This is a genomic window from Tritonibacter sp. SIMBA_163 (assembly GCF_046535935.1).
Classification (GTDB): domain Bacteria; phylum Pseudomonadota; class Alphaproteobacteria; order Rhodobacterales; family Rhodobacteraceae; genus Epibacterium; species Epibacterium scottomollicae.
The window spans coordinates 564014-584893 of the sequence record NZ_JAWJBP010000001.1 but is presented as its reverse complement, the minus strand read 5'-3'; the positions used below and the strand labels follow the sequence as shown (position 1 = coordinate 584893).

Here is a 20880-nt window from a genome sequence, read left to right as displayed (position 1 = left end):
GATCCGCACAAAAAGATCATAGCACAACAGACAAAACTTGTCAGAGCGCAAATTCTGCCGTCTTGCCAAAGCCAGGCAACACCGGCGCACCGGCATTGAATTCGAACCGCCACGAGATCTGATCGCCGCTCTTGTATCCGATCTTCACCTCGCCAAGCGCCCCCGACATGAACAGAGCCGCAATGCGCCCGCCATCCTTGACCTGCGCCAACAATGCGGCAGGAATATCCTCGACGCCGCCCTCGATGATCATCACGTCATAAGGGCCATGTTCGCCAGCCCCGTCGACCAACGCGCCCTGGTGAACGATGGCATTGTCGGCGTTGCTGTCGCTCAACAGGTCCTGCGCTTCCGACGCAAGTGCCTCATCTTCTTCGACACCGATCACCATTTGCGCCAGCCGCGCCACGACGGCGGTCGAATACCCGAGCCCGCAGCCCACATCGAGCACCAGCTCATCTTCGCGCACATCAAGCGCATCGAGCATCTTGGCCAATGTCCGAGGCTCGGGAATGACGCGGCCCTCGCCCAGCGGAATGCTCTGGTCGGCATAGGCGACCTCGGCCTGGGCGTCGGGGGCAAAATTCTCGCGCGGGATGGCAAGCAAGGCCTCAATGATCGGGTATTTGGTCACATCCGCCGGGCGGATCTGAGTGTCTACCATCATGCGGCGGCGGTCGGCGAAATCAGTCATCTGCTAAACTCGTATGTTCAGGCATTTGCATGAGTACTGACACATCGCGGCGAGCGCGGCAACGGCCCCTTTTGTGCAATGCGACGGGAACGGTCGCGCCTGTTGCCCTCAAGCTGCCCTCCACGGCCTGATTTTATAGTCGGAGCAAGAATACCCCCGCGCTCAGCGGAGGTATCTACCGGCCGTGACGGCTCCACGCCAAACTCTCTGAGGCGAAGCCGCCGCATCCAGAGGAGCGTCACCACACAAGCCGCGCGCCCAAGGGTCAACACTTCAGACCAGCGTCAGGCTGCGCTCGGGCCGCATTTCGACGAAGCAGCGGTCAGGCCGAGCAGGATTCGCAAAACGGGGTCTCCGGATGCGCGCGCAGGTGATCTGGTGCGATGTCGGCACCACAGATCCTGCAGTAGCCGTATTCACCCGCGTTCAACCTGTCGAGCGCGGTGAGAATAGCCCCCACTTCGCCGCTGCCTTTATTGACGGAACGGCCGCTTGGCCGCTCAATCTTCGCCAGCGCAGACAAGCCCACCCCTGCATGCATGCCCATCGACAAAGCGCTCAACCGAGTTTCCAGACTTTCCTTCTGAACCTTGAAATCCATTGCGCCACCTCCTGCAACAGCTACGCCTCGATTTGGAACGCGCATCACGACAAACAAGTGTCGTTGTGCACATCAGGCCCCGAGCAGGCCAAATCTTGCCACCACGCGTCGGCAGCATCGCACGTCCACACACCACAATACTGTACAACAATCGCACAACCATAGGGCGAAAAAACATCACCAAATCGTCTGCGCACACGCCGGGCACCAGCGCAGGATCGGGCCGCAACTTCAATCTCCTTGCCATTTGCGCCGGGATCGGAGATTTTTGAACCTTCAGAAGCGGTTCTCTCTCGTGAACCGCGCATGCATGGAGAGATTTTGCCCATGATTCGCATGTTCCTATTCGGCCTCATGGTCCTCGGCCTTGCTGCCTGTGAAACGACCAAAGGCGCAGGCCGTGATCTGCAGAAAGCCGGGCAGACGATTTCCAATACGGCTCGGAACGTCCAAAACTCGATCTGATCGCAGCTCAACCGCAGTAGAGCTTGCGGGCAATGATGGCACTGACCGGCACTGCGGCAATGAACCCCGCCAGCGCGGCGATCAATATCGACCAAAGCGTCGAGTATCCGGTCACCAGCGCGGCAATCACGGCGCTCCCTGCCAGTGTCGAGCCAATGAAAATGTGCAAGATCAGGGCCAAGCGAAGCATGTCGAACCTCATGTATTGAACTTTGGCCCTGTCTAACGCGGCCTTGAACCTCTTTGCATTGATCTAAGTCAGGTCACGACCTGCGCTTCAATCCGGCTCGCCCCCATTTGACGCGGCGCCGTGGACGCGCGCTCAATACGCCCCTCGCGAACCAGACGTCTTGTCATAAAAAAAGCGGAGCAAACGCCCCGCTTTTTGTTCATCCATGGTGTCAGACGCGCTCAGTCGTCCATCTTGAGGGCCGAGATGAAGGCCTCTTGCGGGATTTCCACGCGACCGAACTGACGCATCTTCTTCTTACCCGCTTTCTGCTTGTCCAGCAGCTTGCGCTTCCGGCTGGCATCGCCGCCGTAGCATTTCGCGGTGACGTCCTTGCGCAGAGCCGACAGGGTTTCGCGCGCGATCACCTTGCCGCCGATGGCCGCCTGGATCGGGATCTTGAACATGTGACGCGGGATCAGATCCTTGAGCTTCTCGCACATGGCCCGGCCTCGCTGCTCGGCCCGGTCGCGGTGCACCATGGTCGAAAGCGCATCCACCGGTTCGTCATTCACCAGCACCGACATCTTGACCAGGTTGTCGGTGCGATAGCCGATCATCTGGTAGTCGAAGGACGCATAGCCCTTGGTCACCGATTTCAGACGGTCATAGAAGTCAAACACCACCTCGTTCAGCGGCAGGTCATACACCACCATGGCGCGAGAGCCCGCATAGGACAGATCCAGCTGAATACCGCGACGGTCCTGGCAGAGCTTCAGCACATCGCCGAGAAAGTCGTCGGGCACCAGAATGGTCGCCTTGATGCGCGGCTCTTCCAGGTGGTCGATGGTGGACAGGTCGGGCATGTCGGCGGGATTGTGCAGCTCCTGCATCTCCCCGTCCTTGGCATAGACGTGATACACAACGGACGGTGCTGTGGTGATCAGCTCGATGTTGTATTCGCGTTCGATCCGGTCGCGGATCACCTCAAGGTGCAACAGCCCCAGGAAGCCGCAGCGGAACCCGAACCCAAGTGCGGCAGAGGTTTCCATTTCATAAGAGAAAGAGGCGTCGTTCAGCGCCAGCTTTTCGATCGCGTTGCGCAGATCCTCAAATTCCGAGCTATCGACCGGGAACAGACCACAGAACACCACCGGCACAGAAGGCTTAAAGCCCGGCAATGCCGTCTCGGAGCCCTTTTTCTCGTGGGTGATGGTGTCGCCGACCTTGGTGTCGCGCACCTGTTTGATCGAGGCCGTGATAAAGCCGATCTCGCCGGGGCCCAATTCGTCCACGACCTGCATGGGCGGACGGAATACGCCGATCCGTTCGACGCCATAGCGCGCACCAGTCTGCATCATCTTGATCTGGTCGCCCTTCTTCAGGACACCATCCATGATCCGCACCAGCACGATCACACCCAGATAAGCATCATACCAGCTGTCGACCAGCATGGCCTTCAGCGGCGCGTCGCGGGTGCCTGTGGGCGCAGGCAGACGCGTCACGATGGCTTCCAGCGTTTCCTTGATGCCGATGCCGGTCTTGGCGGAGACCTGAATGGCGTCCGTGGCGTCAATGCCGATCACATCCTCGATCTGCTCCGCCACCCGCGCACAATCGGCGGCCGGCAGGTCGATCTTGTTCAACACCGGGACGATTTCGTGATCTGCGTCGATCGCCTGATAAACATTGGCCAGCGTCTGCGCTTCGACCCCCTGCGTGCTGTCGACCACCAGGAGCGAGCCTTCAACCGCGCGCATGGAGCGGGAGACCTCATAGGCAAAGTCGACGTGACCCGGGGTGTCGATCAGGTTCAACACGTAGTGCTCGCCGTCATCGGCCACATAGTCAATGCGGACGGTGTTGGCCTTGATCGTGATGCCCCGTTCGCGTTCGATGTCCATGGCGTCGAGCAGCTGCTCTTTCATGTCACGATCCTGCACCGTCCCCGTCGATTGGATGAGGCGGTCAGCAAGCGTGGACTTGCCGTGGTCGATATGGGCGACGATGGAGAAGTTGCGGATTTTGGAGAGCTCTGTCATGACAAGCGCATATGATTGGGATTTTGCCTTTGGTCAAGATGGATCATGCGTCGCAATGCGCGCAACCGGCAGTCCCTGTGCGACGTGTTGCCGCTTCTGCGACTTCCCGACGTCCGGGCCTCCTTGCCCCATTGATCCGTCTGGATGAAATGTGAAATAAACAGTCAGTTCTCATCCCTTTCCAAACTGCGCAAAACCGGAGATCAAACATCGTGTTTCGCCTCGCCCTAGCCGCTTGCCTCTGCATATCCTCCACTCTGGCCACGGCCCCAACTGCCGACGCCGGGACCATCGAACGCGCCTGCCGCAGCTCCGACCGAGGTGCCGCACAAGCGTCGCTGTGCGGCTGCATCCAGAAGGTCGCGGAATTGCGCCTGACCCGCTCCGAGCAGCGCACCGTCGCAAAATGGTTTGCCGACCCGCACCGCGCTCAGGAGGTTCGTCAATCCTCCAGCCGAAGCGATGAGCGGCTCTGGAAGCGATACAAGACCTTTGGCAGTGATGCGGAACGGATTTGCGGCTAAATCATCCGGCCCGTAACATGGAAATGGTTAATTCCCTCTCGGGTGTTAACGAAATAGTTTTGAAAAAACTGAATCCCTTTGCAAATCATCACTTTTGATAACTTTTTCTCTTCCCAAACTAATAAAATAAAAATAGAACCATTGCATATTGTTTCATGTGCGGGAAAATCCTGTGCTGTGCAGTGTTCGGACGCTCCCCCCGGCAGAAGTATCGCGTGATGGAGTTTGAGAGAGATTGAACTTTTTGGAGCTTTTACATGCTGATGAAAGGCGTCACACTTCGGGGGCTAGAGGTTTTTGAAGCACTGGCAAAGTCGGGTTCAGTCGCGCAGGCGGCTGAAATTACCGGGCTGAGCCAGCCAGCTGTGAGCCAGCAGCTTCGCAATCTTGAAAAAGCGCTGAGTTCCGATTTGGTGGACCATGGGCGCAGACCTATGGTTTTAACATCAGCAGGCCGCAGTTTCCTGTCCCGAACCCAGGCCGTCCTCAGCGAACTGCGACTGGCACAGAGTGAATTGACCGTCATGGATCTTTCGCATCTGCCGGCCCTGTCGCTGGGGTTGATCGATGATTTCGACAATGACCTCACGCCGCGTCTGGCCACCATTCTGGCCGACAGCCTGACCCAATGCCGGTTCAAGATGGTGACGTCCTCCAGCCATGATATTTATCGAGCGATGGAAGCCAAGGACCTGCACATCGGCATCGCCGCATCGACCGGGGAGCTGCGCAGTGGCGTGACCGAATACCCCCTGGTCGAGGACCCTTTCATCCTTGTGGCACCGCGCGGCGCAGTTACCGCGCCAGAAGACATTGGCAGCCAATTGAACCACCTCCCCCTGCTGCGCTACGCGCGCGATCAGCTGATCTCTCAGCAGATCGAGTCGCATCTGACCCGCAGCAAGCTGGAGTTCGAGGACCGCTTTGAGATCGGCTCTCACCTGGCGCTGATGGCGATGGTGGCCCGCCGCATTGGCTGGGCGATCACTACGCCGCTTGGATACATGCGAGCGGTGCGCTTTCACGATGACATCGACGCCTTCGCCCTGCCCTTCACAGGATTTTCGCGTCGGATCTCGCTCTTCTCGCAGTCGGACTGGCCCGATACGGTGCCGCTCGAGGTTGCAGATACCGTGCGCCGCCTGGTTCAGAGCCAGATGATCACCCCGGCGGTCAACCGGCTTCCCTGGCTCGCTGGCCAGATGCGCGTGATCGACGCCTGAGCCTTTAACCGGCCCCCAAGATCCTGCGCTGGAGGCCCGTCGCCGCGGCCTCCAGCAAATCCAGACAGCCGTCAAAATCGCGGGTGTAATACGGATCCGGCACATTCTGCGCGGCGAGCCCCGGTGCCATCGGGGCGAATAACTCCACAGGCGTGGTGTTTCCACTCGGTCGCAGGTCTTCGACATTGCGCAGGTTTTCGCCATCCATAACGATGATGAAATCGAATTTCAAAAAATCCTCGGATGTGAATTTCCGCGCCCGCAAGTCCGACATATTAATAGAACGTTTTTTCGCTGCGGCCTGCATTGGGCCATATGGCGGAGCCCCTGTGTGAAAATCCGATGTTCCGGCACTGTCGGTTTCGATTTCCGGGCATTTATCCCGAACCAAAGCCTCTGCTGCCGGAGAACGGCAAATATTGCCGAGGCAGACAAACAGGATGCGTTTCATCAGATAGCCCCTTTCGATCAGAAATGATGGAATGCGAGGATTTACCCGGCGTAATCTCCGTGTCAAATCATACTCCGACAGGCCAAGCACGGACCAGCAGAAGGACACAGTACTGATGACAAAAATCGTGATCCTGACCGGTGCAGGTATTTCCGCCGAAAGTGGGCTCGGCACCTTTCGTGATGAAGGCGGGCTTTGGTCGCAGCACAAGATCGAGGATGTCGCCACCCCGGACGGGTTTTCACGCGACCCCGACCTGGTCCATCGCTTCTACTCCGCGCGTCGCCAGCAGGCTGCGCAAGCGGTCCCCAATTCCGCCCACGCCGCATTGGCGCGATTGGAGCGCGACTGGCCCGGTGACGTGGTGATCGTGACCCAGAATGTGGACAGCCTGCATGAGGCTGCCGGCGCTCATCGGGTTCTGCACATGCACGGGACACTCTCAGGCGCGCTCTGCGCCAATTGTAAGCACCGATGGACGGCACCGCCGGAGATGACGCCTGACACCACCTGCCCCGCCTGTGGCGCGCGCACGGCCCGCCCCGATGTGGTCTGGTTCGGCGAGCTGCCCTATCATATGGACGAGATCCTGACCCACCTGGAAGAGGCCGATATATTTGTCTCCATCGGCACGTCGGGACAGGTCTACCCGGCGGCCTCCTTCGTGCAGGAGGCCAGGATGCAGGGCGCAGAGACGATAGAGCTGAACCTGGAACCCTCAGAGATCAGCGACGCCTTCACACAGCATCACTATGGCCCCGCGTCGGAGGTCGTGCCGCAGTGGGTCGCGCGCCTTCTGCCTGACCCCGCCTGACTCAGCCCAGCCTGCCTGAAACAGCCCGCCGGATGCAGAAAGCCCCGGCGCAGGGGCCGGGGCTTTGCAAGATGGCAACGAGATCAAACCCGCAGCGATGGCCTGTCTCTTAGTTGGACTCGCCGTCGCCATGATCAGAATGGCCGTCATGATCGGCGTGGTCTGCGTGACCCTCATGGCTGCCGTGGCCAGCCTTGGGCTGACGCGCCATATCGACCGGGATCTCGACGGTGACTTCACCGGCGTTCTCGAACACAAGCGTGACGTTGACGGTATCACCGTCCTTCAGCTCGCGGGTCAGCCCCATGAACATCACATGGTCGCCACCACGTTTCAGCTGATGGGTCTCGCCAGCCGAAATGGCAAAGCCTTCCTCCACATGCATCATCTTCATGACGCCATTTTCGTCTTCACTATGAGTGTGCAGCTGCACGCGCTTGGCCACGTCGGACCGCACATCAACCAGCCGGTCATCGACATCACTGTGATTGATGATCTCCATAAATGCGGCGCCCGCCATCTTGTTCGAGGCGCGCGCATAGGCGTCCTCGATAATCATATGTGCAGAGGCGGCGCCCGCGAGGGCAAGGGTCGCGACGGTCGAAAGGGCAGCGGACAGGGTGAGGGATTTGAAAGACATCTCGTGTCTCCTTTGAAAACTGGGTGTTGGCCGGATGCCTGCGGCGCGGCCGATCTGAGTGTGAGAGGTGCTACAGATCAGACCAGCGGCGGCGCGCGCGCCCGGGCAACGGGAGCAGATCCGACGTCGCATTGCGCGCGCGGTGCAACCGGAGCGGCCCGCCGCGCGGTCGCATGCGGCGCCGTCAGCGCAAAAGGATCCTGAACCAGATCAAGGAGATGGGTGATGCAATCCGGGCAAATATGCGGCGCGCCCGTCGGTTCGCCATTTTCATCGACATAGACGCTCACCGGCCCGCTGCCGGTGCACAGGATCACCTGTCCCGTTGCATCACGCGCAAACCGGCTGGCGGCGGCACTATGGCCGGTCATCAGCAGGGCTGCAGCAAGCAGCAGGGCAATATACTGTCTGAGCCGTTTCATTGCGTTAGATATCTCAGGAAGCCCGCCCTGCCTCAAGCCTCAAGCGTATGTGGCGGGCAAAGAGTCGCGCCCAGCGCCCAGCGCGGGTCTGAGGCAATCACACACGCAAAGACCGCCGTGCGAACGCACGACGGTCTTTATAATTCTGGGCAGGATCACAAGGACGCGTCAGACCAATCAGGCCTGAGCAGCTTGTGCCTTTGCAATCTCTTTCTTGACCTTCAGCGCGGTGTCGGACAATTCAACGTCCTTCGCCTTTGCAAGGAAGGCGTCCAGACCACCGCGGTGATCAACCGAACGCAGAGCCGCTGCGGAGATGCGCAGTTTCACACCACGACCGAGGATCTCGGACTGCAGGGTGACGTCGTTCAGGTTCGGCAGAAAGCGACGCTTGGTTTTGTTGTTGGCGTGGCTGACATTGTTGCCAGTCATCGGGCCTTTTCCGGTCAGTTCGCAACGGCGCGACATGGTGTTATCCTTCGTATCTGCGGCGTCCCGACCTCTGTGTGGCCTGCCCGGCCGTGTGAAGTCAGTCGCCAAATTACAAGGGCGCTGCCATTGGCTGCGCCCGAAAACTGGTTGCATGCGTTTAGGAGGAATCACCGGGATGGTCAAGCCATATGCGACGCTTTTGTGGCAGTCCGACCGACATTCCTGCACCCTTCCCATCAGCGCTGGCGGCCTTGTACAATTTTCACCGGATCAGACAAGCCCCGAGGTCAGGCGATGCACCCGATCGCGGCAGGCAGCCCCCCGGTTATACCCGACCTACCCACGCCCGAGTCGTCAGCGATTGGTCACACCAAGCCCGGTCAGCAAATCCCGTGCTGCGGCCTGAGGTGTTTGCGCCCCTTCGGCCACCTCGGCGGAGAGTTCGGTCATGCGGGATTTGGCCCAGGGCGTGTCGAGCCGCGCCAACAGCGCCTGACGCACCTCCTCGGCGAACCAGTATTGCGCCTGCGCCGCCCGGTTGCGATCCCAGTGACCGCTTTGCCGCCGCCACTCAGCCAGGGCCTGGATCTCTGCCCAAGCGGTATCAAGCCCTGTCGCCTCCACCGCAGAGACCGTCAGCGCCTTGGGAAACCCATCCGGGTCCTGAGGACGCTTGCGCAGCAACCGCAATGCCCCGGCATAGTCGGCACAGGTGCGGGTGGCGGTGGATTTCAGATCGCCATCGGCCTTGTTCACGAGAATCATGTCCGCAATCTCCATGATGCCGCGCTTCACCCCCTGCAGTTCGTCCCCGCCAGCAGGCGCAAGCAACAGCATGAACAGATCCGACAGCTCGGAGACCACGGTTTCAGATTGTCCCACACCCACGGTCTCGATCAGCACCACGTCATAGCCAGCCGCCTCGCACAGGGCGACCGCGTCGCGGGTGCGGCGGGCAACGCCGCCCAGATGAGTCTGGCTCGGGCTGGGGCGGATGAAGGCTGCGGGTTCGCGGCTCAACCGCTCCATCCGGGTCTTGTCGCCAAGGATGGAGCCACCAGAGCGCGCAGAGCTTGGGTCCACCGCCAGCACCGCCACTCGCAGCCCCTTCCCAACCAACATCATGCCGAAGGTTTCGATGAAGGTGGATTTGCCCACCCCCGGCGTTCCCGACATCCCTATGCGCAAGGCCTGACGGCCGCTTTTGGTGAGCGATGACAGCAGTTCGTCGGCTTGAGCGCGATGGTCCGCCCGCGCGCTTTCGACCAGCGTGATCGCCCGGGCCAGCGCCCGCCGGTCCGCGTTCAAGATCCTGTCACTCAGCTGTGCGATGTCCATGGCGCGCCTCTTGTCCTCACCGCGCATTGATGACGCAGGCAAGACGCGCTTGTCCAGTGGCGCCCGCCGCAAAACCCATAGAAAACCCAGCCGACAGTCTGCCAGAAATGACGCCGCTGTACCGGCACCATCGCCGTCCCACGCGGCCCGTGGCTCCGCCTCGTTGCTCTGCCTGGGTGCTCCGCGACCACCGAACACGCGGCTTTGGACTGGACAAGGCGCTGATCGGCTCCGTTCATGATGCGATCGCGTTGAGGGGCGGCGTTACACTGTCTGGACCTCGCGCCTGCGATTGGCGATAAGCGCCGCCATGACACGGCTCCCCATCGATGACGCGCTGCCCGACCTGATCTCTGCCCTGCGCCGGAGCGGCCGCGCCGTGCTGCAGGCGCCACCCGGTGCGGGCAAGACCACCAAGGTGCCGCTGGCGATGCTGGAGGCGAAGCTGACCGAGGGTCGCATCCTGATGCTGGAGCCGCGCCGCCTCGCCGCCCGCACCGCCGCCGAGCGCATGGCCGCAACCTTGGGCGAAAGCACCGGCCAGACCGTCGGTTACCGGGTGCGCGGCGAGGCCAAGACCTCCAAGGCGACCCACATCGAGGTGGTGACCGAAGGCATCCTGACCCGGATGCTGCAATCGGACCCGGACCTGCCGGGCATCGGTGCGGTGATCTTCGACGAGTTTCACGAACGCTCGCTCAACGGTGACCTGGGCCTGGCCTTCTGCCTCGAGGTCGCCGGCGCCCTGCGCGACGATCTGATGCTGCTGGCGATGTCCGCCACACTCGATGCCGGTCCGGTGGCCGCGCTGATGGAAGCGCCGGTGGTGACGTCCCAAGGGCGCAGCTACCCGGTGGAGACACGCTGGCTCGACAGTCCGCTGCCCGCCCGGGCGCGCAAACTGGACGCGCTGGTGGACCTCGTGACCCGCGCCGAGTCCGAGACCCGCAACAGCGGCGGTGGTGGCGGCGGCCTTCTAGTGTTCCTGCCCGGCGAGGGAGAAATCCGCCGCGCCGCCAGCGCGCTGGAGCGCCGCCTGCCCGGCGATTGCCACATCCGCCCGCTGTTCGGCGCCCTGCCCTTTGCCGAGCAACGCGCCGCCATCGCCCCCGCATCCGAAGGCCGCAAGGTGGTGCTTGCGACCTCCATTGCCGAGACCTCACTCACCATCGAGGACATCCGCGTGGTGGTGGACATGGGACAGGCCCGGCGCGCGCGGTTCGACCCCGGCGCTGGCATGTCGCGACTGGTGACCGAACGTGTGACCCGCGCCGAGGCCACGCAGAGACAGGGCCGCGCAGGACGGGTCGCCGAGGGCACCTGCTATCGGCTCTGGGCCAAGGGCGAAGAAGGCGCGTTGATGGCCTATCCCCCGGCAGAGATCGAGGCGGCCGACCTCACCGGACTGGCGCTGGAACTGGCGCTTTGGGGCGCAGAACCCGATGATCTGCCCTTGCTGACCCAGCCCCCCGCGGGCAGCCTGTCGGAGGCCCGCGCGTTGCTGCAGATGCTGGGCGCGCTGGATGGGCAGATGCGCATCACCGACCATGGCCGCGCACTGGCCCGTCTGCCGCTGCATCCACGCCTGGCGCATATGCTGGCTGTGGCCGGCCCCGACAGCGCCCTGCTCGCGGCGTTGATGGCCGACCGCGATCCGCTGCGCGGCGCACCGGTGGATCTGGCCCTGCGCCTGGAGGCCCTGCGCGACCTGCGCCGCTTTCGCGACCGCCGCCCCTATCAGGTCAAGCCCCCCGCCCTCCAGGCGATCACCGCCGAGGCCAAGCGCCTGCGCACGCGGCGCGGCGGGCAGAACGACAGGGCCGCCAGCGCCAAGGACGGACCCGCCGCATCCCTCACATCCGAGCCCCTTTCCCCCGCCGCCATGGCCGCGCTGGCTTATCCGGACCGGGTGGCACAGCGGCGCAAGGGCGATGACGCGCGCTACGTGCTGGCCGGGGGCAAGGGCGCGGTGCTGGAAAATTCCGACCCGCTGGCCTCCGCCCCCTATCTGGTGGTGACCGACAGCGACGGCAACCCGCGCGAGGCAAAGGTGCGGCTGGCGGCCCAGATCACCCTGCCCGAGATCCGCGGATTGTTTGCCGACCAGATCACATGGCAGGATGTCTGCAGCTGGTCCAAACGGGATCGTCGCGTGGTGGCGCGCAGGCAGGAACGCTTTGGCGCGCTGGTGCTGGAGGACCGCATCTGGAAAGATGTGCCGCCCGAGGCCGTCGCCACTGCCATGCTCGACGGGGTGCGCGATCTCGGGTTGCGCCTCTCCCCGGCGGCCACGCGGCTGGCCACCCGCGTGGAACTGCTGCGCGCCGAAGGACATGACCTGCCGGATTTCTCCGACGCCGGGCTGATGGCGAGCCTCGACGATTGGCTGCTGCCCATGCTCGGCGCTGTCCGCAACGACAGCGACTGGAAAGGCTTTGACGCGCTGCCCGCCCTGCGCGCGACACTGACCTGGGATCAGACCCAGCTTCTGGACCGCGAGGTGCCGGGCAGCTTCATCACCCCGCTGGGGCGCAAGATCCCCATCGACTACGCCGGTGAGGTGCCGGGCATCGAGGTGCGGCTGCAGGAAATGTTCGGCGTCACACGACACCCCACCGTGGCGGGCGTGCCGCTCAAGGTCACGCTGCTGTCACCCGCCCGCCGCCCGATCCAGATCACCCGCGACCTGCCGGGGTTCTGGTCCGGCTCTTATGCCGATGTGCGCAAGGACATGCGCGCGCAGTACCCCAAACACCCCTGGCCCGAAGATCCGACCCAGGCCGAGGCCACCCTGCGCGCCCGCCCCCGGCGCTGAGATCGCAAAATTTGCACCAATTCGTATCATGCAGGCGCCGCCCCCCCGGCCTGCGGTGTCATAAAACCGTTGCACTATCAGCCGAATTTGCATACTCACCATCGGTCAATCACATCCGTTCACCTTCAAGGACACCCGGTCACGCCGGACTGTTTATCACCCCGATGCAACGCTCCCTGCACAAGCTCTGGTTTCAGACACTGCGCCCCATGCTGTCGCGCCCGCGCCGACTGCAAGTGGCCGCGCTGTGTTATCGCCAGACGGGCGACGGGCGCGAGGTGCTGATGATCACCAGCCGCGACACCGGACGTTGGGTGCTGCCCAAGGGTTGGCCAATGGCAGGCAAATCCAGCGCCGAAAGCGCAGCGGAGGAAGCCTGGGAAGAGGCCGGCGTGCGCAAGGGGCGCTTTGATGACACCCCGCTTGGGCGCTATGAATATGACAAGCGTCTCGACAGCGGCGCGGTCGAACCGCTGGAAACCCTGGTCTATGCACTGGAGGTAGAAGAGCTGTGCGATGACTTTCCCGAGGCACATGAACGCAGCCGCCGCTGGATGACACCGTCCGAGGCCGCGGAACTCGTGAATGAGCCGCAGTTGCGCGATTTATTGAGCGTTTTTTGATCCTCTTGATCCGCGTGTCACATCTCCCCGCCAAAACGACTGCCATCGCACTGGGCCTGAACGTCGGCACTCCACCGACTGGCCCGGCTTGCGCGGCGCATCCTGAGGAGGCGACATGACAACCGGCCCCGACTGGAGATCCCTGGACAAGGACCTTGCCCGTCTCAATCAGACGGAGCGCGCGACAGGCTATGTGGTGCGTCCGCTGCTGGGGCTGGGGCTGGCGCTTGCTTTCATGGCCTTTGCCGGGCTTGAAGCCGCGCTGGTCATGGGCACCTCGCCCACCACCATCATGGCCATGGTGGCGGCGGTGTTTGGCGCTTATCTGGCGCTCAACATCGGCGCCAACGATGTGGCCAACAACATGGGCCCGGCGGTGGGCGCCAAGGCGCTTCCAATGACCGCCGCGCTGATCGCCGCCGCGCTGGCAGAGGTCTCCGGCGCGTTGCTTGGCGGCAGCGAGGTGGTCAACACCGTATCACGCCGCCTGATCGACCCCACCGCAATGAACAGCCCCCAAGTGGTGGTGCTTGCGATGATGTCGGCGATGATCGCATCGGCGCTCTGGGTCAATCTCGCAACCTGGCTGTCTGCCCCTGTTTCCACCACCCAGAGCATCATCGGTGCCATTCTGGGCGCCACCTGCGCCGCCGCGGGCGTCGCAGCAGTCGACTGGCTGACCTTCAGCAGCATCGCCACCAGCTGGATGCTCTCCCCGCTGATCGGCGCTGCGCTGGCAATGGCGCTGCTGGCCTTGATCCAGCGCCTGATCAGCAGCCGGGACGACAAGATGGCCGCCGCCCGGCGCTGGGTGCCAGTTCTTCTGGCGGGCATGGGCGGGGCCTTTGGCACCTTTTTCGCGCTGAAACTACCGGACACCATCGCCACCGTCACACCTGAACAGGCTCTCGGCGTTGGGGCACTTGCAGGCGGGCTTTCTTTCATGATCGCCCGTCCAGTCATCCGCTACCGCGCCGCGCAGCTTGAACACCAGAAGGGCGCCATCAAGGCCTTGTTCCGCCTGCCATTGGTCATCGCAGCAGTGCTGATGTCCTTTGCCCATGGTGCCAATGACGTCGCCAATGCAATCAGCCCGCTGGCCACCATTGTTCAGGTCATGGGCCAAGAGAGCATTGGCACCCACCCTGCCGAAATCGACGCCTTTGCCCCGATCAGCGTTCCGTTCTGGGTGCTGATCATCGGCGCACTCGGCATGGCCATGGGGGTGCTGCTGTTTGGGCCGCGCCTGATCAACATGGTCGGCACGCAGATCACCAAGCTCAATCCCATCCGCGCCTATTGCGTCTCCACCTCCGCCGCCCTGACGGTCATCGTCGCAAGCTGGCTTGGCCTGCCGGTCTCCTCCACACATGTGGCGGTCGGCGCGGTCTTTGGTGTCGGTTTTTATCGCGAATATGCGGCCGCCCAGACCCGGCGGGCGGGCGGGAAATCAAACCGCCCCGGTCTTCCGCGCGAAGATCGCAGCCGCCGACGCCTGGTGCGGCGCAGCCATGTGTTGACCATTCTGGCGGCCTGGCTGATCACGGTGCCGCTCTCTGCCATGGTCTCGGCGCTTGTGTTTACGGTGCTGCGTTTCTTTGCAGGCTGAGCCGCGCGGTCATCTATCGCATGTCCCTTGCCGCGACCTTAGGTGGTCCCTCCGACCCTGTGCCCTGTTGTCTGCTGGCGCCTTCTCCTCCGACAGCGCCGACGATGACAGCTTCGCGGCGACCGGGCAGAGCTGTGCCGGTTCCGGCAGGCATCGCCCCCATAGTAATCCTGTGACGTCGCGCCGTGCCCTCACCTCCAGGCACGGCACATCAAGATCACGCATCAATGTCTCAGCGTCATTTACGATCACCAGTGGACCCTAACTGAGCCACCCCGGCGAGACCAGATGTGAACCGCCTGCGCAAATGCACCGCGCCGGGCCAAAGGCCCGGCGCTACGCCCAACGGGCGGATCTGCATTTCAATGCAGGTGCGACGGGCGGGAGCCTCCCCGCCGCGACCTCATCGATGCCGGCGGATCAGACGCCGAGACACCAGCGCATCACGGCCTTCTGTGCGTGCAGGCGGTTTTCGGCCTCGTCGAAGATCACCGATTGCGGCCCGTCCATCACCGCAGAGGTCACCTCTTCCTCGCGGTGCGCCGGCAAGCAATGCATGAACAATGCGTCCGGCTTGGCGTGCGCCATCAGCGCATCATTGACCTGATACGGCCGCAGCATGTTGTGGCGCCGCTCCTTGGAGGACTGGCTGTCATGCATCGACACCCAGGTGTCCGCCACCACCAGATCGGCACCCGCCACGGCCTTGGCCGCGTCGCGTTCGATGGTGATGGTGGAGCCCGCCTTGCGCGCCAGACCGATGAATTCCTCCTCCGGGTCCAGTTGCGACGGGCCGGTGAACGTCAGGTCGAAGCCAAACTGCCCCGCCGCATGCAGGAAGGAGGCGCAGACATTGTTGCCATCCCCGGTCCAGACCACCTTCTTGCCCTTGATGGGGCCGCGATGTTCCTCATAGGTCTGGATATCGGCCATGATCTGGCAGGGGTGGGTCCGATCCGTCAGCCCGTTGATCACGGGCACATCGGAATATTCCGCCATCTCGGTCAGCACCGTCTCGTCAAAGGTGCGGATCATGATCAGATCGACGTAGCGCGACAGCACCCGCGCGGTGTCGGCGATGGTTTCGCCGTGCCCCAACTGCATATCCTTGCCGGACAGCACCATGGTCTCACCGCCCATCTGGCGCACGCCGACGTCGAACGACACCCGGGTCCGGGTCGAGGGTTTCTCGAAGATCAGCGCCACCATGCGCCCCGCAAGCGGCTGATCGTCGTCGGGAGTTCCCTTGGGACGCCCCGCGCGGGCGGATTTCATCTGCGCGGCCTGATCGATGATCTGACGCAGGTCGTCGGGAGAGGTCTTATGGATGTCGAGGAAATGGTTCATGAGATGTATCGCTTTGTTGTGCCGGAGGTGATGCGGGGACCAGTCCCCGCACCCCTGAGATATTTGGGAAAAGATGAAGGTCAGGCAGCCTCGACCGCCGTGGCAGCCGCATCGAGGCGCAGGACGGCCTCCTCGATATCCGCATCGGTGATGGTCAGTGCGGGCAGCAGGCGGATCACATTGTCGGCGGCGGGCACCGTGATGACCTCGGCGGCATAGCCCGCCTTGACCACATCGGCGTTCACCGCCCTGCATTTCAGCCCCAGCATCAGGCCGGAGCCGCGCACCTCCTCGAACACCTCGGGGTGCGAGGCAACCAACCCTTCGAGCTTCTGGCGCATGAGGCCCGCCTTGCGGTTCACCTCGGCGAGGAACTCCGGCGCCGCCACGTGATCCATCACCGCGCAGCCCACTGCGCAGCCCAGCGGGTTGCCGCCATAGGTGGAGCCATGGGTGCCCGCCGTCATGCCGGAGGCGGCCGTTTCGGTTGCCAGCACCGCGCCCAGCGGGAAGCCGCCGCCGATGCCCTTGGCCACCATCATGATGTCCGGGGTAATGCCCGCCCATTCATGGGCAAACAGCTTGCCAGTGCGGCCCACCCCACATTGCACCTCGTCGAGGATCAGTAGGATGCCGTGTTCATCACAGAGCGCGCGCAGGTCCTTCAGCTCCTGATCGGGCATCGGGCGGATGCCGCCCTCGCCCTGCACCGGCTCCACCAGAACTGCCGCGGTGGTCTCATCAATGGCGGCCTCGACGGCTTCGGCGTCGCCCCAGGGCAGATGCACAAATCCCGGCAGCAGCGGGCCAAAGCCCTTGGTCATCTTTTCGGATCCCGCCGCCGCGATGCCGGCGGACGAGCGACCGTGGAAAGACCCCTCGAAGGTGATGATTTCCACCTTTTCCGGGTGGCCCTGCTCGAAATGATACTTGCGCGCCATCTTCACCGCCAGCTCGCAGGCCTCGGTGCCGGAATTGGTGAAGAACACCGTATCGGCAAATGTCTCCGACACCAGCTTGTCCGCCAGCGCCTGCTGCTGCGGGATCTCGTAAAGGTTGGAGACATGCCACAGGTTTTGTGCCTGGCTTGTCAGCGCCTCCACCAGCGAAGGATGCGCATGGCCCAGCGCGTTCACCGCAATGCCGGAGCCGAGGTCCAGGAAGCGTCGACCATCCGCCTCGATCAGCCAGGAGCCTTCGCCTTTGACGAAGGTCAGGGGCGCCCGATTATAGGTCGGAAGAACGGAAGCGATCATCTGGATCATCCTTTGCAGTGCGGTCTAACAGGGATCAGGACCAAATCAGTGCCCCACCACGGGGCGACGGTCAATAACTGGTCCGGTCTGGGTTTGAGAAGGTCGCGCCCTCTTGATGAACAAGCGAGGCGCGCGGGATCAAAAGCGCTGCGGGTGGCAGCGTGTCAGGCACATTGGCGTCGACGTCGAGTCGACAGGAGGCATGCGTGTTTGATCATAGGAAGGCTCCATAACGGAAGCTTTGCCACCTGAAAACCCCCTTTGGCACCCAATGGCGCACAAAATGGCGTCCGGTCGCCCGTCATTCCGTCAGACCGTGCGTCGCAGACCGCAGCCTTTGCGCTTGCCTTTGCGGCCCAGCTCGCGCACCGCTTGTACCATGACGCATGTGACCCCACAGAATCCCCCGCTGGCCGCCGCGCTGATCCTGCTTGCGACCGTCTTCATCGCTGGCACCACGTTGCTGGCAAAGTCGCTCGGCACCGACACGCTGGGGCCGCCGCTGCACCCGCTGCAGATCAGCCAGGGGCGGTTTGTCTTTGCCTTCATCGGGATTTCCGCCGCCGTGGTGGTGATGCGCCAGAAGATCCGGGCGCCGCATTGGGGGCTGCACATCGGGCGGTCGACCTTCGGCTGGGGCGGGGTCACCTTGATGTTTGCCTCCGTCGCCTTCATCCCGCTGGCGGATGCCACGGCGATTTCCTTTCTGAACCCAGTGATCGGCATGCTGCTGGCGATCCCGTTTCTGGGCGAGAAAGTCGGCCCCTGGCGCTGGCTGGCCGCGGCGATTGCCCTGGGCGGCGCCATGGTGCTGCTGCGTCCAACACCAGAGAGCTTTCAACCCGCCGCGCTGCTGGCGCTTGGAGCGGCGCTGGCCATGGGGGCGGAGCTGATCTTCATCAAGAAACTGGCAGGGCGCGAGCCACCGCTACAGGTCCTTTGGGTCAACAATCTGATTGGCATGGTGATCGCCAGCACCGCAGCAGTCGCCGTCTGGCAGATGCCGACGCTGGCTCAATGGGGCGCGCTGGCCGCGCTTGGCGGGCTGATGGCCTGCGCGCAGGCCTGTTTCATCAACGGAATGGCGCGGGCGGATGCGTCCTTTGTGGCGCCCTTTGCCTATGGCACGCTGGTGTTTGCCGCGATCTATGACGCGGCGATCTTTGGCGTGTTGCCGGATGCGATCACCGTGCTTGGGGCCTGTATCATCCTGTCCGGTGCGGCGCTCTTGGCCTGGCGCGAGAGCGTCAATGGCAAGCGCCCTTCCGTAACCCTGCGCCGCCCCGCGCCCTGACCCGTCAGCACATTCAGGATCAGGCCTTCAGGCGGTAGCCTGTACGCAGCATCTGCCAGGCCAGCGCCGTGATGGCGGCGGTCGCACCAAGGCACACCAGCGCGCCAAACAGCGGATCGCTGTCGGAGACACCGATCATCCCATAGCGCACCCCGTCGATCAGGTAGAAAACCGGATTGACGTGGGAAATCGCATAGAGCACCGGCGGCAGCGCCTCGACCGAATAGAAAGTGCCTGACAGGAAGGCCAGCGGAGTCACCACGAAATTGGTGATTGCGGCCATCTGGTCGAACTTCTCGGCGAACACCCCGGCGACGATACCCAACCCGCCAAGGAAGGCCGCGCCCAGCACCACAAAGCCCAGCGCCACCAGCGGATGTGCCGGCACCAGCCCGAGGAACAGCACCATCCCAAGCCCGATTCCCAGCGCCACCAGCGCGCCGCGTGCAATCGCACCGCAAAGATAGCCCAACAGGATCTCCAGCCCCGACAGCGGCGGCATCAGCGTGTCGACGATATTGCCCTGCACCTTGGAGATCACCAGCGACGAGGAGGTATTGGCAAAGGCGTTCTGGATCACCGTCATCATCATGATGCCCGGCGCGATGAACGACATGAAGGGCACCCCCATCACGTCGCCCCGGCGCGGGCCGATGGCAATATTGAAGATCAAGAGGAACAGCGCCGCCGTCACCATCGGCGCCACCAACGTCTGGGTGTAGACCACCAGAAAGCGCTTGATCTCGCGACCGGCAAGGGTCTGCAGCCCCAGCCAGTTGATCCGGCCGAACCGGCGCTCGCCCACTTCGATACGAAAGCTCATCTGCGTGCTGTTGTCGGACATGCCACCCTCATTTTCTGTATCCTGCCTGCATAATGGCTGTTTTCAGGGATGCAAGCTGCGGATCTGACCGCAGTCGGACCTGTTCATGACTTGTATCTCGCCCGTCAGTAATTAATATAGCGAGGTAACTTGGAATTCGATGGCGGCCACAGGACCCCTGAGGCCGCTATCCGCTTTGAAAGGCACCTAATGTCCTGGACAGACGAGCGCGTCGAACTGCTCAAGAAAATGTGGGGCGAAGGCCAGTCGGCCAGTCAGATCGCAAAGGAACTCGGTGGCGTGACCCGCAACGCGGTCATCGGCAAGGTTCACCGTCTCGGTCTGTCCAACCGCACCACGACCAGCAGCAGCAAGCCTGCAGCTGAAGCAAAGGAAAAGCCCGCGCCGAAGGCTCCCCCTAAGCCGAAGGTCCAGCCAAAGACCGAACCGGCCCGCCCGGTGACGCCGGAGCCCGTTGCGGCGGAGGCCCCCGCGGTGGAGCCGAAGCCCTCGACCCATACGCGCAAGCAGATCATCCCGGCTGGCCAGCCGCTGCCGCCGCAGCCCTCGGCCAACGAGATCCCCGCCGAGGCGCTGGCCAAGGTCAACGAGATCGAGAAGAAGGCCAAGCGGCTGACCCTGATGGAGCTGACCGAGCGCACCTGCAAATGGCCCGTGGGCGATCCCGCGACCGAGGATTTCTGGTTCTGCGGCCTGCCGGTGCAGCAGGGCAAACCCTATTGCGAGGCCCATGTCGGCGTCGCGTTCCAGCCGATGAGCTCGCGCCGCGACCGCAAGCGCTGAGACTTCGGAACGATCAACATGCAAGACCCCGGCGCCCTTCGGCACCGGGGTTTTTCTTTTGCCGGGAGACTGGTGGCACGCTCAGGGATGCATCTGCGCGCCCTTGGTGATCTTGTCGACCAGCTTGCGCTCCTCGCGCAGCGCCAGGCCGACCAGGTTCAGATCCGCCGTGGCGTATTCCGCCACCACAGCCCGGTTGGCCGCATCATCTCCGGTGGAAAACATCTCTTCGGTGTAGATCGACAGCGCCGCACCGCGTGTTCCGGCGCGGTCGAAGATCTTGCGAATCCCCGGCGCATCGGTGCCCAGCACGATCACCGGCTGCACCGCCAGCGCGTTGTAGCCAATGCCGTCGCCGTCCCGGTACCGCTCACCGATCAGCCCAGGAGTTGCGCCCACGATCCCCGACATCACAAACGCGGTGACATTCAGCTTCTGCCAGGGGGCGAGGTCCGCACGCAGGACAATGGCGATCTTGGTGTCAAACTGCATCG

The 20880-nt window shown here is 63.0% G+C and carries 22 protein-coding genes; 9 read left to right on the top strand and 13 right to left on the bottom strand.

Going from position 1 to position 20880, the window contains the following annotated elements; genetic code table 11:
- Positions 1-40: 40 nt before the first annotated feature.
- Both R0J92_RS02705 and R0J92_RS02700 read right to left on the bottom strand, forming a co-directional pair.
- On the bottom strand, positions 41-694 hold the full coding sequence (locus R0J92_RS02705) for a protein-L-isoaspartate O-methyltransferase family protein (protein ID WP_106162947.1): 654 nt from the start codon (positions 692-694) through the stop codon (positions 41-43).
- A gap of 322 nt (positions 695-1016) precedes the next feature.
- On the bottom strand, positions 1017-1295 hold the full coding sequence (locus tag R0J92_RS02700; protein WP_411050631.1) for a TraR/DksA family transcriptional regulator: 279 nt from the start codon (positions 1293-1295) through the stop codon (positions 1017-1019).
- 306 nt (positions 1296-1601) lie between these two features.
- Between R0J92_RS02700 and R0J92_RS02695 the strand changes: the two genes are divergently transcribed.
- The gene (locus tag R0J92_RS02695; protein WP_411050790.1) at positions 1602-1760 is read left to right on the top strand and encodes an entericidin A/B family lipoprotein; all 159 of its coding nucleotides are present in this window, start codon (positions 1602-1604) and stop codon (positions 1758-1760) included.
- Positions 1761-1767: 7 nt separating this feature from the next.
- On the opposite strand, the gene R0J92_RS02690 is transcribed toward R0J92_RS02695, so the two are convergent.
- Both R0J92_RS02690 and lepA read right to left on the bottom strand, forming a co-directional pair.
- On the bottom strand, positions 1768-1950 hold the full coding sequence (locus R0J92_RS02690) for a CTP synthetase (RefSeq protein ID WP_411050630.1): 183 nt from the start codon (positions 1948-1950) through the stop codon (positions 1768-1770).
- Between the two features lie 221 nt (positions 1951-2171).
- Positions 2172-3971, bottom strand: a complete 1800-nt coding sequence (lepA, locus tag R0J92_RS02685; RefSeq protein WP_106162951.1) for a translation elongation factor 4 — start codon at positions 3969-3971, stop codon at positions 2172-2174.
- Positions 3972-4183: 212 nt separating this feature from the next.
- Here lepA and R0J92_RS02680 point away from each other — a divergent pair, with 212 nt between their 5' ends.
- Together R0J92_RS02680 and R0J92_RS02675 are read left to right on the top strand one after the other, a co-directional pair.
- The gene (locus R0J92_RS02680) at positions 4184-4495 is read left to right on the top strand and encodes a hypothetical protein (RefSeq protein WP_411050629.1); all 312 of its coding nucleotides are present in this window, start codon (positions 4184-4186) and stop codon (positions 4493-4495) included.
- 257 nt (positions 4496-4752) lie between these two features.
- Positions 4753-5718, top strand: coding sequence for a LysR family transcriptional regulator (locus R0J92_RS02675; RefSeq protein WP_317386675.1), 966 nt, complete (start codon positions 4753-4755; stop codon positions 5716-5718).
- Between the two features lie 4 nt (positions 5719-5722).
- On the opposite strand, the gene R0J92_RS02670 is transcribed toward R0J92_RS02675, so the two are convergent.
- Positions 5723-6172, bottom strand: a complete 450-nt coding sequence (locus tag R0J92_RS02670; protein ID WP_411050789.1) for a low molecular weight protein-tyrosine-phosphatase — start codon at positions 6170-6172, stop codon at positions 5723-5725.
- 112 nt (positions 6173-6284) lie between these two features.
- Here R0J92_RS02670 and R0J92_RS02665 point away from each other — a divergent pair, with 112 nt between their 5' ends.
- Entirely contained in the window at positions 6285-6983 is a 699-nt protein-coding gene (locus R0J92_RS02665; protein WP_411050627.1) for an NAD-dependent deacylase, read from the top strand.
- Between the two features lie 109 nt (positions 6984-7092).
- On the opposite strand, the gene R0J92_RS02660 is transcribed toward R0J92_RS02665, so the two are convergent.
- The 4 genes from R0J92_RS02660 to meaB form a co-directional block, all read right to left on the bottom strand.
- Entirely contained in the window at positions 7093-7623 is a 531-nt protein-coding gene (locus R0J92_RS02660; RefSeq protein ID WP_411050626.1) for a copper chaperone PCu(A)C, read from the bottom strand.
- A gap of 77 nt (positions 7624-7700) precedes the next feature.
- The gene (locus tag R0J92_RS02655) at positions 7701-8045 is read right to left on the bottom strand and encodes a hypothetical protein (protein ID WP_411050625.1); all 345 of its coding nucleotides are present in this window, start codon (positions 8043-8045) and stop codon (positions 7701-7703) included.
- Between the two features lie 177 nt (positions 8046-8222).
- Positions 8223-8513, bottom strand: coding sequence for a 50S ribosomal protein L28 (gene rpmB / locus R0J92_RS02650; protein WP_106162957.1), 291 nt, complete (start codon positions 8511-8513; stop codon positions 8223-8225).
- Positions 8514-8831: 318 nt separating this feature from the next.
- Positions 8832-9815, bottom strand: a complete 984-nt coding sequence (gene meaB / locus R0J92_RS02645) for a methylmalonyl Co-A mutase-associated GTPase MeaB (protein WP_411050624.1) — start codon at positions 9813-9815, stop codon at positions 8832-8834.
- Positions 9816-10125: 310 nt separating this feature from the next.
- Between meaB and hrpB the strand changes: the two genes are divergently transcribed.
- From hrpB to R0J92_RS02630, 3 genes are all read left to right on the top strand, one after another.
- Positions 10126-12630: an ATP-dependent helicase HrpB gene (hrpB, locus tag R0J92_RS02640; RefSeq protein WP_411050623.1), complete on the top strand. Its 2505-nt coding sequence runs from the start codon at positions 10126-10128 to the stop codon at positions 12628-12630.
- Between the two features lie 164 nt (positions 12631-12794).
- On the top strand, positions 12795-13253 hold the full coding sequence (locus tag R0J92_RS02635) for an NUDIX hydrolase (protein WP_411050622.1): 459 nt from the start codon (positions 12795-12797) through the stop codon (positions 13251-13253).
- Between the two features lie 115 nt (positions 13254-13368).
- The gene (locus R0J92_RS02630; RefSeq protein WP_411050621.1) at positions 13369-14862 is read left to right on the top strand and encodes an inorganic phosphate transporter; all 1494 of its coding nucleotides are present in this window, start codon (positions 13369-13371) and stop codon (positions 14860-14862) included.
- Between the two features lie 420 nt (positions 14863-15282).
- Here the strand turns inward: R0J92_RS02630 and argF are convergent, their stop codons facing one another.
- The gene (gene argF, locus R0J92_RS02625; RefSeq protein ID WP_317386682.1) at positions 15283-16209 is read right to left on the bottom strand and encodes an ornithine carbamoyltransferase; all 927 of its coding nucleotides are present in this window, start codon (positions 16207-16209) and stop codon (positions 15283-15285) included.
- An 80-nt stretch (positions 16210-16289) separates the two neighbouring features.
- Complete coding sequence (locus tag R0J92_RS02620; protein WP_411050620.1) at positions 16290-17465, bottom strand: aspartate aminotransferase family protein; 1176 nt, start codon at positions 17463-17465, stop codon at positions 16290-16292.
- A gap of 379 nt (positions 17466-17844) precedes the next feature.
- Here R0J92_RS02620 and R0J92_RS02615 point away from each other — a divergent pair, with 379 nt between their 5' ends.
- Positions 17845-18759 (top strand): DMT family transporter, encoded by a 915-nt coding sequence (locus R0J92_RS02615; RefSeq protein ID WP_411050619.1) that lies wholly within the window; start codon positions 17845-17847, stop codon positions 18757-18759.
- A gap of 19 nt (positions 18760-18778) precedes the next feature.
- Here the strand turns inward: R0J92_RS02615 and R0J92_RS02610 are convergent, their stop codons facing one another.
- On the bottom strand, positions 18779-19603 hold the full coding sequence (locus R0J92_RS02610; RefSeq protein ID WP_106162963.1) for an ABC transporter permease: 825 nt from the start codon (positions 19601-19603) through the stop codon (positions 18779-18781).
- Positions 19604-19792: 189 nt separating this feature from the next.
- Here R0J92_RS02610 and R0J92_RS02605 point away from each other — a divergent pair, with 189 nt between their 5' ends.
- Positions 19793-20386, top strand: a complete 594-nt coding sequence (locus R0J92_RS02605; RefSeq protein WP_411050618.1) for a GcrA family cell cycle regulator — start codon at positions 19793-19795, stop codon at positions 20384-20386.
- Positions 20387-20467: 81 nt separating this feature from the next.
- On the opposite strand, the gene R0J92_RS02600 is transcribed toward R0J92_RS02605, so the two are convergent.
- Positions 20468-20878: a DUF2000 family protein gene (locus tag R0J92_RS02600; RefSeq protein ID WP_411050617.1), complete on the bottom strand. Its 411-nt coding sequence runs from the start codon at positions 20876-20878 to the stop codon at positions 20468-20470.
- Positions 20879-20880 lie beyond the last annotated feature (2 nt).